This window comes from Nocardia sp. NRRL WC-3656, assembly GCF_000720265.1.
GTDB classification, from domain to species: domain Bacteria; phylum Actinomycetota; class Actinomycetes; order Mycobacteriales; family Mycobacteriaceae; genus Nocardia; species Nocardia nova.
Window position 1 is genome coordinate 154978 of the sequence record NZ_JOJF01000007.1, and the last position, 13363, is coordinate 168340.

The 13363-nt window shown below is 70.7% G+C and carries 9 protein-coding genes; 5 read left to right on the top strand and 4 right to left on the bottom strand.

Going from position 1 to position 13363, the window contains the following annotated elements:
• Positions 1-9: 9 nt before the first annotated feature.
• Genes IG65_RS0112080 through IG65_RS0112090 form a run of 3 tightly spaced genes read right to left on the bottom strand, consistent with a single transcriptional unit; the run spans position 10 to position 6451 of the window.
• On the bottom strand, positions 10-2379 hold the full coding sequence (locus tag IG65_RS0112080) for a DUF5682 family protein (RefSeq protein WP_030514983.1): 2370 nt from the start codon (positions 2377-2379) through the stop codon (positions 10-12).
• Positions 2376-3479: an AAA family ATPase gene (locus IG65_RS0112085; protein ID WP_030514984.1), complete on the bottom strand. Its 1104-nt coding sequence runs from the start codon at positions 3477-3479 to the stop codon at positions 2376-2378. The genes IG65_RS0112080 and IG65_RS0112085 overlap by 4 nt, the downstream gene beginning before the upstream one ends.
• Complete coding sequence (locus IG65_RS0112090; protein WP_081879434.1) at positions 3476-6451, bottom strand: SWIM zinc finger family protein; 2976 nt, start codon at positions 6449-6451, stop codon at positions 3476-3478. The genes IG65_RS0112085 and IG65_RS0112090 overlap by 4 nt, the downstream gene beginning before the upstream one ends.
• Positions 6452-6712: 261 nt before the next feature.
• Here IG65_RS0112090 and IG65_RS0112095 point away from each other — a divergent pair, with 261 nt between their 5' ends.
• The 5 genes from IG65_RS0112095 to IG65_RS0112115 all read left to right on the top strand — a co-directional run bounded on the left by IG65_RS0112095 (position 6713) and on the right by IG65_RS0112115 (position 12003).
• The gene (locus IG65_RS0112095) at positions 6713-9118 is read left to right on the top strand and encodes an AAA family ATPase (RefSeq protein WP_030514986.1); all 2406 of its coding nucleotides are present in this window, start codon (positions 6713-6715) and stop codon (positions 9116-9118) included.
• Complete coding sequence (locus tag IG65_RS0112100; RefSeq protein ID WP_030514987.1) at positions 9103-9522, top strand: hypothetical protein; 420 nt, start codon at positions 9103-9105, stop codon at positions 9520-9522. Before IG65_RS0112095 ends, IG65_RS0112100 begins: the two co-directional genes overlap by 16 nt.
• 23 nt (positions 9523-9545) lie before the next feature.
• A complete protein-coding gene (locus IG65_RS0112105; RefSeq protein WP_030514988.1) occupies positions 9546-9959 on the top strand; it encodes a YchJ family protein in 414 nt (137 codons plus the stop codon).
• A 144-nt stretch (positions 9960-10103) separates the two neighbouring features.
• A complete protein-coding gene (locus IG65_RS0112110; protein ID WP_030514989.1) occupies positions 10104-10376 on the top strand; it encodes a SelT/SelW/SelH family protein in 273 nt (90 codons plus the stop codon).
• Positions 10377-10434: 58 nt separating this feature from the next.
• A complete protein-coding gene (locus IG65_RS0112115; protein ID WP_030514990.1) occupies positions 10435-12003 on the top strand; it encodes a carboxylesterase/lipase family protein in 1569 nt (522 codons plus the stop codon).
• A 6-nt stretch (positions 12004-12009) separates the two neighbouring features.
• Here IG65_RS0112115 and IG65_RS0112120 read toward each other — a convergent pair whose 3' ends face one another.
• On the bottom strand, positions 12010-13314 hold the full coding sequence (locus IG65_RS0112120; RefSeq protein WP_369801527.1) for a cytochrome P450: 1305 nt from the start codon (positions 13312-13314) through the stop codon (positions 12010-12012).
• Between the last annotated feature and the right edge of the window lie 49 nt (positions 13315-13363).

Sequence of the window (13363 nt, forward strand, 5' to 3'; positions counted from 1 at the left end):
CGGCTCGAATCATCGTGCGCCCGCCAGAATTTCGGTCGCCGCGTGCAGGGCCAGCACGCCGCGGGCGGCGTCCGGCCCGGAGTGGTCGCGCTGCGGCACGGCCGCGGGCGTGCCGTCCCGGACGGCTCGGGCGATGGCCTGACGTTCTCCCGCCTCGAAAGCGCCGAAGGTGCGCCGCAGCAGCGGCAGGGTCGCGACGAATTGCTCCTCGTCCAGTTCGCGCAGCCAGGAGTCGATGCGCCGCAACAGGTCTCGGTCGTGGACGAGCAGCAGGCCACGCCCGCCCAGGAAGCCGTCGATCCACGCCGCCTTCTCCGCCGGGCTGTGGCCGATCGACAGGGCCGCCGACAGCCTGCGCGCGGCCTCGGCGTCGGCGATGATTTCCGCATCGCAGAGCAATCGAACCGCGCGGCCCACCAGCGCCCCGTGCACATCGTCGCGGTCGGCCACCAGGCCCAGTGCCGCCAGCCAGGACCGGGTGGCGTCCGCATCGTCACGGGTCGCGATGGCGACGTGGGTGGCGTCGATCAGGCCACGCAGTTCGGTGGCGGCATCGGTGTCGAGACCGGTGACGGCGCCGGGCAATCCGGCGCAGATGCGCAGGAGCAGGCCGTCGGCGACGCGCGCCAGCGCGCCGAGGTCGGTGCTGCGGACGTCGCCGTAGCGCAGGGTGCGGATCAGTCCGGGCAGGGCGGCCAGCAGGTGGGTGACGTCGTGATCGAGCGCGGCCACCGCCTCCAGGCGAGCGACCAGACCGTCCACCGCGCCGCCGAGGTCGGCCAGGAGCGCGGCCTCCAGGGCCGCGCTGATATCGGCGACCGTGGCGTCGGAGGCGCCGGCGCGGTCGAGGATCTTCGCCTCGGCCGCGGTGCGGATGGTCGTGCCCCAGCGCGATGCCTCGATGACCGCGACCGACAGGCCCGGTTCCCACCGCAGCGCCCACGATTCGCGGAAGGTGCCGGTATTGCGCACCTCGCCCGTGACGGGTGTGCCCCAGTCGATTCCGAGCAGTCGCAGCCGATGTAGCAGATGCGACCTGTCCACATCGCGGTCCTTGCGCAGATCCAGGTCCAACTGCTGGGCCAGAGCCTGCTTTTTGAGCCGCAGGGTGCGCGCCTGCGCGCGCAGGTCGGCATCCAGCGGGACGGTCGGCGTGCTCTCGGGCACCGAACCGAGCGCCTCGCCGACGACCAGTTCGTCGCTGACGAACCGCAGCATCGACTCGTCGCCGTCGCAGAGCACCGACCGCGTGGCATCGGTGACCTCGGACAACCCCGGCGCGGGACGACCGCGCAGCGCGGCCAGAGTGTCGGCCAGTCGCACCGACTCGATGATGTGCGCACTGGAAACCGGCAGGTCACGGGCGCGTAGCGCGACGGCCACCCGGGTGAACCAGCGGGCGATCGGGTCGTCGGTCCGGGTGAACAGGTGGTGGTACCAGCCGGGCGAGGTGATGCCCGCGCCGTATCCGGACGAGCCGGCCAGCCGCGAGTGGGTCCACGGCACCCAGGTGAGCGTGGCCTTCCTCTTCGGCAGACCCTTGAGCAGGCGGGAATCGGCCGCCGCTGGACCGAGTTTGCCCGCCAGCGCCGGGGCGTGCCACGCCCCGCAGACCACCGCGATCCGGCGCGCACCGCTTTTGAGCGTCCGGCGGATGACCTGCCGCATATACGCCTCGCGCTGCAACGTGCGCAGGTCGATGCCACCGGGCAGGAGCTCCGTGGGCGCGGATGAATCCTGCTGTGGCGCAGTATCTTCCGTGTCGAAAGCATGTGTGGCGTGCCGATCCGGGTCGGACTGTGGCGCGCCGGCTCCAGGGTCCGTCTCCGACGCCGCACGGGCAGGACCGTCTCCGACCGCGGCGCGCAGGGCGCCCATGGCCTCGGTGATGGCCTCGAAGATGTCGGTGCCGTCCCCGGTGGGATTCGACGACGATTCGATGACGGCGTCCCACCATCGCTCCGGGTCGTCGTATCCGCCCGCGGCGGCCAGCGCGGCCAGCGGATCACCGCTGTCACCCGGCTCGGTGTCGAGAGCGAGGGTGTGGGTGGCCGGAAGATCGCAGAAGCTCACGGGCACAGCGTTTTCGGACGCGTACCGCAGCGCCTGCCATTCCGGGGAAAACACAGCGAACGGCCAGAAGGCGGCTCGCGAGGGTTCGTTCGGAGCATAGGCCAGCAATGCCACCGGCGGTTCCATACCGTCGGCGGCGACGTAGGCGACCAGCGGGTCGGCATCGGCCGGGCCTTCGATGAGGATCGCATCCGGGCGGAAACGCTCCAGCGCCCAGGACAGCGAGCGCGCCGACCCGGGACCGTGGTGGCGGATGCCGAAGATCCGGGTCTGCGGCTCGTCGAGCGCGACGGCGTCGCCGCTCACCCGTGCACCTCACGGCAGGCGCGGTAGAAATCGGACCAGTCGGGGCGTTCGCGGACGACGGCCTCGAGGTACTCGGTCCACACCACGGCATCGGCGACCGGATCCTTGATCACCGCACCGAGGACCGCACCGGCGACATCGCTCGCGCGCAACACCCCGTCACCGAAGTGCGCCGCGAGCGCGATGCCGTTGGTGAGCACCGAAATCGCCTCTGCCGTCGACAACGTGCCCGAGGGCGACTTCAACTTGGTCCGGCCGTCCTCGGTGATGCCGGAACGCAGTTCGCGGAACACCCGCACCACCCGCCGCACTTCCTCGGCGGCAGCCGGAATCGGCGGCAATTGCAGTGCGGCGCCGAGCTGTTCGACTCGGCGGGTCACGATCGCGACCTCGTCGTCCTCGCCCGCGGGCAGCGGCAGCACCACGGTGTTGAACCGGCGGCGCAGCGCGGAGGAGAGTTCGTTGACGCCGCGGTCGCGGTCGTTGGCGGTGGCGATGACGTTGAAGCCCTTGGCCGCCTGCACCTCGATACCGAGTTCGGGCACCGGCAGCGTCTTCTCCGACAGCACCGTGATCAGTGCGTCCTGCACGTCGGAGGGAATGCGGGTGAGCTCCTCGACGCGGGCGATCGCACCGGTGCGCATCGCGGTCATGACCGGTGAGGACACGAGCGCGCCGGCGCTCGGCCCTTCCGCGAGCAGGCGCGCGTAGTTCCAGCCGTACCGGATCGCCTCCTCGGCGGTTCCGGACGTTCCCTGCACCAGCAGGGTGGAGGCGCCGCTGATGGCGGCCGAAAGATGTTCGGACACCCAGGTTTTGGCGGTGCCCGGTACGCCGAGCAGCAGCAGTGCCCGATCGGTCGCCAGCGTCGCGACCGCCACCTCCATCAGGCGGCGCGGTCCGACGTATTTCGGGGTGATCACCGTGCCGTCGGGAAGGGTGTCGCCCAACAGGTAGGTGACCACCGCCCAGGGCGACAGCTGCCACGACGGCGGCCGCGGACGGTCGTCGACCTCGGCGAGGGCTCGGAGTTCGTCGGCGTAGGCCTGTTCGGCATGGGGACGCAGCAGGTCGGCGGGTGGGTTCTGGGTGGTGGTCATGCCAGCTCCTCGAGCATCAGGGTGCGTTGGGTCAGATCGTCGGCGAGGCGGTCGAAGGCGCTCTGCCAGTAGGGGTCCGCACAGCGTCGGGCGGCGACGGTCACCGCCGCGACCGCGCGGACCGGGAAGTTGATCGCGGCACTGCGCAGCAGCGTGCGATAGGAGGCGGGGGACAGTCCGGCCGCGCCGGGACGGGCGGCGGCCAGATGGGCGCGATCGAGCAGCAGCCGGACCAGGTGTTCGGCCAGTGGCTGCGGCCACGGCCGCGGAAGCGCCGAGACGAGCAGTTCGAGTTCGGCCAGCCAACTGCTGTCCAGGCCGCACAGGTACCGCAGCCGCCGCTCGATCGGCAGCAGCGCGAACAACCGCTGTCGCAGCCGCGGATCCGCACCCAGCGTGGGCGTGGTGGTCAGCACCTCGAACAGTGGAATCGCCCAGCGGGAATCATCCTGTGCCAGAGCCGCTTCCGCCCATCCCGCGGCGACCGGTCCGAGGATGTCGTCGGGCATTCCCAGCGCCGTGGCGGCCTCCGCGGATCCGCACAGCTGCTCCCAATGTCGCAGCGGGGTGGCGGCGATCAGGCGGCGCAGCCGTTCGGCATCCACGTCCGCACCGCCGTCGCGGCGGTAGGCCACCGGGTCGAGCCGGTCGGCGAGTCCGTCGCGGCGAGCCGCGTCGTCGAGGTCGTGCGGCAGATGCGCCTCGAGTCGGCCGGACCGGACGGTCAGCCACCGGCCGGCGCGCTCGCGCATCCGTTCCGCGAAGGCCGAATCAGGCAGGTGGGCAAGGAGATCGGCGGCCGTGCGGCGAACGTCGGGCCGCGGGTCGTCGAGCGCCGATTCGAGCAGTGGCTCGTCCTCGGGCCCGACTCCTGCGGCCAGCACCGCCAGCAGTTCGGCCCGGCCGCGCGCCGGCTCCCGGCTCCAGGTTTCGGCGAGGGCCTGCCGGGCGGCCGCGGCGTCGCGGGCGCGCAGGGCTTCCAGCCAACTTCGGCGTTCGGCAGGCCGGCCGTGCGTCCACACCTGGGGATCGTCGTCACCGGTCCGCAGCAGCGGTCGCCAGCGTGGATGCAGCGCCGCCAGCCACCGCCCCCGAGCGCCCGCCAGGCGCATCAGCGGAACCCGCAGGGCGGCTTGGCTTCTCGCTGCCTCGAGGAGTGTGGCGCAGAGTGCGTCGGGTGCCCGCCGGTCGCCGGGCAGCGCGGCCTCGAACCATTCGGCGAGCATCGGTGAGCCGTCGGCCAGCAGGTGGTGCAGCCGCTGTGCCGCTGCCCGCGGCAATGGGGCGCGATCGTCGTCGGCGGCCGGGACCGGCAACTCGGTCCGGACCGGTGGCACCCCGCCGCGGTGATACAGCTCCTGGAGCGCCACCGCCCCCAGCACGGCATGTTCCGGAGTGTCGGCGCGCGCGGCCGAAGTCACCGCCTCGGCCAGTCCGCCGGGATCGAGGGTGCGGCGGGCGGTACCCAGCAGCGCAACCGGCACGATCGGCTCCGACGAGGCCGGGACGGCGGTGCCGGGGGTCGGTACCCCCAGAAGCGATTCGGTCTCGACCCCGACGAGTTCGCCGGCCACCAGAGCGGAGACCGGGACCAATCCGGCCGCGGTCCATTCACCGATCACCGTCAGCGGATGACCGCCCGACAGTCCGATCAACTGCCACGGCACCTCGGCGGTCGCGGCGATGGGCACCGCCGTGCCGTCCGGCTCGGCGAGATACCAGTCGGCGGTTCCCGGACTCGGGACCACGTCCGCCAGCAGCATCGGCCACCCACGCAACCACGGATCGGCGCCCAGTGCCCGCGCGTGAGCGTCGAGCTGTCCGGCGATGGACGCGGACTCCGAGATGATGGTGGTGAACGGTTCCGGCTCGCCGTGGCGCACGCCCCACACCGCGCGCAGCGGCATCGCGCCCGGGTAGTAGTGCAGGTCCGCCTCGACCATGGTGCCGGGAATCGGCAGCTCACCCGCGAAACTCGCACTGCCGAAGCTGTGGTCGAGGATATGTGCCCAGCGTTGGGTGTCCCGGCCGAGCAGCAGAGTGCGGCGGGTGAAGACCCGTTCCTCCTCGGTGATCCGCACCCCGAGCACCATCCACCGGTCGCGGATCGCGGGCTCGCCGCCGCGGACCTCCTCGGCCTTGGCCGGATAGCCGATATGGGCGCGTACCCCGGCAGCCAGCGCTGGCGGCAGGTCGTCGAGCCGCCGGTGTGCGCCGATGAGCAGATGCAACCGGGCGTATTCGCTGAGCAGAATCGCCGGCCACTGTTCGACGCCCAGGGTGCGGCGCGGCAGTTGCCGCAATGCTGCCGCCACCCCCGGCGCCTGCGAATCCACCATCCGGGCGGCCACCGCCTCCAGGGCCGCCGCGGAATGGTCGGCCTGGGCCAGGCCTGTGCGGATCTGGTCGCCGAGCCAGACGTCGAGATCGTCGAGTCCGGTGGTCACTCGCGCCCGCCGCTGGTCGACTGTCGACTGTTTGGTGCCGCGCGTGGCCGGCTCGGCCGGTTTCGCGGCCCGTGCGGCCCGGTCCGCCAACCACTCGGCCGCGAAGTCGGCGGGTGCGTCGGACGCCGCGACCGTGCCCTGCGACCAGAGCAGTAACAGCGACAGCGCATGTTTGCAGGGAAATTTCCGGCTGGGGCACGAGCAGCGATAGGCGGGCCCCGACAGGTCGACGATCGTCTGATACGGCTTGGCGCCACTGCCCTTGCACTGCCCCCACAGCGCGCTGCCGTGGACGCCGGTGCCCAGCCATGCGGCGGTGAGCTTGCGGGCGGCGCTCACCGATGCGGCGTCGGGCGCCAGGGCCAGCACATTGTCGGCGGTGACGGCGTAGGTCGCGGCCGGAGAGGTCGTCACGTGTTCCCCCGTTCGTTCGGTACCCCCGGATTTGTACCCGAGCCCACCGACAACATCGCGCGCCCGGCCGTCGACGCCGCCGTCCGGCCGGCCGTCACCGGGTTCGCTCATCGATTGCGAGACGAATTGCCGTGGCGCGGAATGTGATTGCAGGATCAAGCGCTGTTGTGAACGATCGTGATCTCTGGCATTCTGATCTGTTCGGTTGAACCGAGCCACCCGTCAGGGGTGTAACCCGTGGAACTGCCCGGCCGGGACGGCCGAGGGGTGGACATCGGGCGGTTCGACCGTTCGATGGCCATGCGTCCCGCCCGGGCCGGTTCTCCGGTAGCGTTCGCCACGACGAGTCGTGTGCGAGGGCCGGGAGGGGCAGTGGGGCAAGAGCAGGGGGAGGTCGCGCCGCGGCTGCGTGACCTGGTTTCGGCTCGGCTGCAGACGGATTCGTCGGTGAGCCCCGAGGTAGCGCAGACGGTGCTGGAGGCGCTGGGGGAGTCCGCCGAGGCGGGCGGCGCCGGGCCGCGATCCGGAGTATTCCTGCGTGCCATCCGCGTCCGCGGCTTCCGCGGAATCGGTCGCGAGGCGGTACTGCGCATCGCGCCCGGCCCCGGTCTGACGCTGGTGGTCGGCCGCAACGGGTCGGGTAAGTCGAGTTTCGCCGAGGCCGCGGAACTCGCACTCACCGGCGTCAACCGGCGCTGGGAGGGCAGATCCGCGGTCTGGCGCGACGGCTGGCGGAATATGCACTGCGAGCAGGATCCCCGGATCGCGATCGATCTGGTCGCGCACGAACGCGGCCCGTTCACGATCGAGCGCACGTGGGCCGGCGGCGACGAACTGTCCGAAGGTAGCTGGACGCAGCACGAAAACGGCAGCGACAGCGACCGATTCCGCCCGCAGGACTGGGCCCGCGCCCTGGAGCTGTATCGGCCGTTTTTGTCCTACAACGAACTCGGCGCGGTGGTCGACGGCCGTCCCAGCGACCTGTTCGACGCGCTGCATCGGCTGCTCGGGCTCGACGACATCAGTGCCGCCTTGGACCGGACCCGCACGCGCCGAATCGAATTGGAACGCGCCGCGAAACAGTCCCGGGACGGCCGGCAGGCTTTGCTGGACGAACTGATCACCGTCGCCGACGAGCGCGCCGAGCGCGTCGCCGAGATGTTGCGCGCGCCCGCGCCGGACCTGTCCGCGATCGCCCACGAACTCGCCGGCGCCCGCCACGACCCCGGCGGTGTCGCGGCACTGCAGGCCGTGGCACGGCTGCGTATTCCGGCTCCCGTCCAGGTCGAGGCGGCCGCCGAGGCGGTCGAGCGGGCCACCGCGGAGCTGCTGGACCTGGCGACCGGCGATCTGGAGGCCGAACTCCGTGTCGTCGACCTGCTGCGTGGCGCCCGCGAACACGCCGAGGACGGCGAATGCCCCTGCCCGGTCTGCGGCCACGGCCGGCTCGACTCGCGGTGGCGGCGCGAGGCGACAGCCCGGATCGAGGCCGTCGAGCGGCGCGCCGCCGTCCTGACCGCCGCCCGGGGCGCGCTGGGCGAGGCGATCGCCGCGGCCCGTGCTCTGATCGAGCCGGTGCCGCCGGAACTGGAATCGACCATCGCCGCGCCGAATATCGATCCCGTGGACGCCCGTCGCGCCTGGTCATCCTGGTCCGCCCTGCTGGAGGTCGAAGCGGGCGCCACGCTGGCGGCCCGGATGCGCGGCGCGCACGCCGACCTCGCGGTGCGGCTGGAGGTGTTGCAGCGGGCCGTGCACAAGGAACTCGATCGCATCGATGCGGTCTGGACGCCGCTGGTCCCGCGCATCGCCACCTGGCTGCACGAGGCGCGGCTGGTGGCCGCAGCCGATGCCGAACTGCGTACCGTCCGCCGCGCCGAGGACTGGCTGAAGTCGGCCGCCGCCGGCCTGCGCGACGAGCGGCTCGCCCCGCTGGCCGAGCACGCCCGGCGGATCTGGGGCGGGTTGCGCCAGCGCAGCAATGTGGACCTCGGCGCGATTCGCCTGCAGGGCAACGCCGGAGCCAGTCGCAAGGTGCTGCTCGACGTCACCGTGGACGACTCCGGAGCCGCCGCTCTCGGAGTGATGAGCCAGGGCGAATTGCATGCCCTGGGCCTGGCCCTGTTCCTGCCGCGGGCCACGGTGGCCGAAAGTCCGTTCGGATTCGTCATGATCGACGACCCGGTGCAGGCGATGGATCCGGCGAAGGTCGACGGACTCGCCCGCGTGCTGGCCGCGGTGGCGCGCAGCGGACGCCAGGTCATCGTGTTCACCCACGACGAGCGGCTGGCCGAGGCGGTGCGCCGGTTACGTTTGGACGCAACGGTTCTCGACGTGCAGCGGCGCGAACACTCGCGAGTGGAGGTGCGCGCGGTCGAGGATCCGGTGCAGCGCTATCTCGGCGACGCGCGGGCCCTGCTGCGCACCAGGCAGTTGCCCAAGCCCATCGCGAACGAACTGGTCATCACCTGCTGCCGATCCGCGATCGAGGCGGCCGCGCTGGCCCGCGCGCGGCGAGAACTGCTGGCCGCCGGCGTCGACCACCGCGAGGTCCAGCGCCGCGTCGATCGGGCCCGGACCACGTGGGAGACGGTCGCCCTGGCGGTCTTCGGTGTGCCCGACCGCGTTGACGATCTCAACGACTATCTCGACCGGGAGGCGCCGTGGGCGCGCGCGGTGGTGCGCGATGCCACGGCCGGAGCCCATATTCGCATCCAGCGTCGCTCGGGCGATTTGATCTCGGGGACGAAGAGATTCGTGACATGGCTGAATCCGTGAGACCGACCGTGGCCGAGCGCTTGGCGGCGGCCGCGGAACTGCTCGACGGCACGGTCACCGATGCGGGCGGCCTGTGGTCGCGGGCGACGGTGTGGATCCTGCGGATCGCGCTGGAACAGTCGGTGGACCGGCTGTGGGCGCGGGTGTCGCCACCGCTGGCCCGGTGCAGTATGCGCGCCCAGCTGCTGGCGCTGGACAGCTGCGCCGGCCCCGAACTGTCGGGCCGGGTCGCCGGATTGTGGGCGACGCTGTCGCGGGCCGGACATCACCTCGACTCCGAACCCGCGCCGACCCTGCACGAACTGCGTGACTGGTACGACGAGACCGCCCGGCTGGCCGAGGAACTCGACCGCATCGGCCGCGCGGATGTACCCGCCGTCTTCGGCCGCCGCCGGAACAGGTGATATCGGGCGGCGATAATCGTCCGATGGCCGATACCTTTCCCGAGCGTCCGGATTACACCGACCGCTGTCCGTGCGGCAGCGGCGAACAGTTCGGGCAGTGCTGCGGCCCGCGCCTGGACGACAGCCGCCCGGCGCCGACCGCCGAGGCGCTGATGCGTTCGCGCTACACCGCCTTCGCCGTCGGCGATCGCGACTACCTGCTGCGGACCTGGCATCCGCGAACCAGGCCGCGACGGCTGGCCCTGGATCCGGCGCAGCGCTGGGTATCGCTGCAGGTCTTCGCTACGGAGGCGGGCGGCCTCTTCGACGACACCGGAGTGGTCGAATTCCGCGCCACGTACCGATACGACGGCCGGCGGGGTGTGCTCTCCGAGTGCAGCAGGTTTGCTCGTATCGACGGCCGCTGGGTCTACGTCGATGGAGATATCGAATCGTAACCGGCTCGTAAAGAGTTTCCCGTGCTCTCCCATTATTATTTCGGCAATACATTTCCGATTAATGCAGATAGCGAAGGAGTTGCCGTAAACGTGGACAGTCGCGCGGTGGCTACCGGGAATCCGGACCCTCATTAGGGTCACCGCATGGCACGAATCGCGATCGAATACTGCACGCAATGCCGATGGTTACTACGGGCCGGATGGATGGCCCAAGAGTTGCTGAACACCTTCGGCACCGACCTCGACGAGGTGGCACTGATTCCCGGAACCGGTGGAGTGTTCCGGATCACCGTGGACGGTGAGCAGATCTGGGAGCGCAAGGCCGACGGCGGCTTCCCGGATGTCGCCGGGCTGAAACAGCGCGTGCGCGACCGCATCGATCCCGCCCGCGACCTCGGCCACATCGATCGAGGCTGACGCGGTACGAATGATCTCGGACGTACTCTCGGTTACAGGGAGTACGAGGAGGTGCGAGATGAGCACTCAATTCTTCGAGGCGACCCCGGTCGAGGACACTGCCGGACCCGTCGCCCACACGACCAGCGGTGCGGTACGCGGATTCCGTACGGGATCGGTTCACGTGTGGCGCAGCATCCCCTATGCCGCGGCACCGGCGGGCCCGAAGCGGTTCGCCCGGCCGGAACCGCCCGAACCCTGGTCGGGAGTGCGTGACTGCACCGAATTCGGCGAGATCGCGCCGCAGACCATGGGCGATATGGTGCCCGTCGACTCGGGGCTGCGCATGGGCGAGGACTGCCTGTGGGTCACCGTGTGGGCACCGGCCGCCGAGCCGGTGCGGCCGCGTCCGGTGATGGTGTGGCTGCACGGCGGCGCCTACTGTCTGGGCACGGCGGCCCAGGCGATCTACGACGGCCGCCGGATGGTCGAGATGGGCGACGTGGTGATCGTCGCGGTGAACTATCGGCTCGGCGCACTCGGCTTCCTCGATCTGTCCTCGCTGGGCGACCGGTTCGTCGCCAACCTCGGCCTGCACGACCAGATAGCGGCGCTGGAATGGGTGCGCGACAATGCCGCCGCCTTCGGCGGCGATCCGGGCAACGTCACCGTCTTCGGCGAATCCTCCGGCGCCGGATGCGTCACCGCGCTGCTGACCTCGCCGCGGGCCGCGGGCCTGTTCCACCGCGCCATCGCGCAGAGCCCCCCGGCCACGACGGTCTTCGGCCCCGATCGGGCCGCAGGGGTGGCGAGCCGCTTCCTGGAACTGATGGATCTGCCGCCCGAACGTGCCGGGGAACTGCTGGAATGCCCCATCGAACGGATCGTGGACGCGGCCGGCATCCTGCTGGACGAGGTGCCGCTGCAGTCGCCGGGGCGCCTGGCCGCGGCGCCGGTGGTGGACGGTGATCTGCTGCCCACCTATCCGACCGACCGTTTCCAGCAGGGCCGCTCGCATCGCGTACCGCTGATCATCGGCACCAACAAGGACGAGGCATCGCTGTTCCGGCTGTTCCGCTCGCCGATCATGCCGGTGACACCGGATGCGGTGAACGCGATGCTCAATGCCATCGCGGGGGAACACCCCGGGATGTCGCACGAGCGCATCGCCGAAATCACCTCCGCCTACCCGGATCTGACCAAGACTCGCGGCGCGCTGGCGATGTCGACCGATGCGGCGTTCCGGATGCCGGCGCACTGGGTCGCCGATGCGCATTCCCGGCACAGCCGCACCTGGATGTATCGCTTCGATCAGGCCACGCCGATGCTGAAGGCGGCGCGTGTGGGCGCCGGACACGCCACCGAATTGCCGTACATCTTCGGCAATTTCGGCTCCTTCGATCACGACCCGACCTTCTGGCTGGGCGGTCGCAAGGTCGCGAGCGAGGTCTCGGGCCGGATGATGCGGCGCTGGCTGGCCTTCGCCGAGCACGGAGTGCCGGCCGCGCTGGACGGCTCGAAGCATTGGCCGCCCTACCGCGAGTCCACCCGCACGACACTGCTCGTCGACGCCGCGGATCGAGTCCTCGACGATCCCGATCACGATCTGCACACCGCCTGGGGCGACCAGGCGGTCGGCTTCAGCTGAGCCGGCTCAGACGCTGCTGGGCTGTTCGGCGCGCTTACCGAGCAGCACCGGCAGCCGGCTGTAGCCGTGCAGGGTGAACAGCGGCCGGCGCTGCGGGCGACCGGCCAGCACGAGATTCGGGAAACGCTCGAACAGCGACCGCAGCGCGTACGTGCCCTCCATCCGGGCCAGGCTCGCGCCCAGGCAGGCGTGGATGCCGCTGGAGAACGTCAGGTGATCCTTGGCGTTGGCGCGGGTGACGTCGAAGCGGTGCGGTTCGTCGAACACCTTCGGGTCACGGTTGGCGCCCGACAGCGACAGCACCACCGTGCTGCCCCGGTGCACGGTGACCCCGCCCAGCTCCGCATCGCGCCCGGCGATGCGGCCGGTGTTCTGCACCGGGGCGTCGAAACGCAGAATCTCCTCGATCGCGTTGGGCCACAGCTGCGGATCCTCGCGCAGCAGGTCCAGCTGATCGCGATGGTTCACCAGCTGCACGACGCCGTTGCTGATCAAATTGACCGTGGTCTCGAATCCGGCGCCCATCAGTAGCGTGGCGGAGGCCTTCAACTCGGTGTTGTCCAGCGTGCCGGAACTCACCAGGCCGGACAGGATGTCCTCGCCCGGTTCGCGCCGCAGCCGCGCGATGTGCTCGTCGAGATAGTGGTCCATCTCCAGAATGGCCGCCGAGGCGTCGCGCGTGGTGGGCCAGCTGATGCCGATATCGAGCATCGGCGAGACGGCGTCGCCCCACGCCAGGAAGCGGTCGCGGTCGGCGTCGGGGAAGCCCAGCATTTCGGAGATGATCGCGATCGGCACCTGGGAGGCGAAATCTGCCACCAGATCCGCCGATCCGCCGGAGGGCAGGGCATCGAGCAGTTCCGTGGTCACCGATTCGACGCGGTCGCGCAGCCGGGCGATCGCGCGCGGAGTGAATGCCGAGGCCACCGGTTTACGCATCCGGGTGTGGTCGGGCGGATCGATCACCAGCATCGACGGCGGCTGCACCGGATTGGGCGGCAGCGGCGCCAGATCCATCAGCGGCCGCAGCGGTCCGGGCACGAAGCCCTCGGCCGCCGCGACCTTGAAGGTGGTGTCGCGCAGCACGGTCCGCACCACCTCGTAGTCGGTGGTCGCCCAGCCGAGGGGGGAGTGCACCAGCCGTCCCTGTGCGCGCAGGGATTCCAGCAGTGGTATCGGATCATCGACCGCCTCGGGGCTGGACATCAGTTGTGCCACGGTTTCGCCGCGCCGGGCGTAGGTCTTCAAGACCAGCCGCGGCGTGCCCTGCACCACCAACCACCGAAACCAGTACTGCGGCTTCATCGCCATCCCCGTTCGTCGTCCGGTTCCCTGACACCCACACTACGGAGTAGCGGGC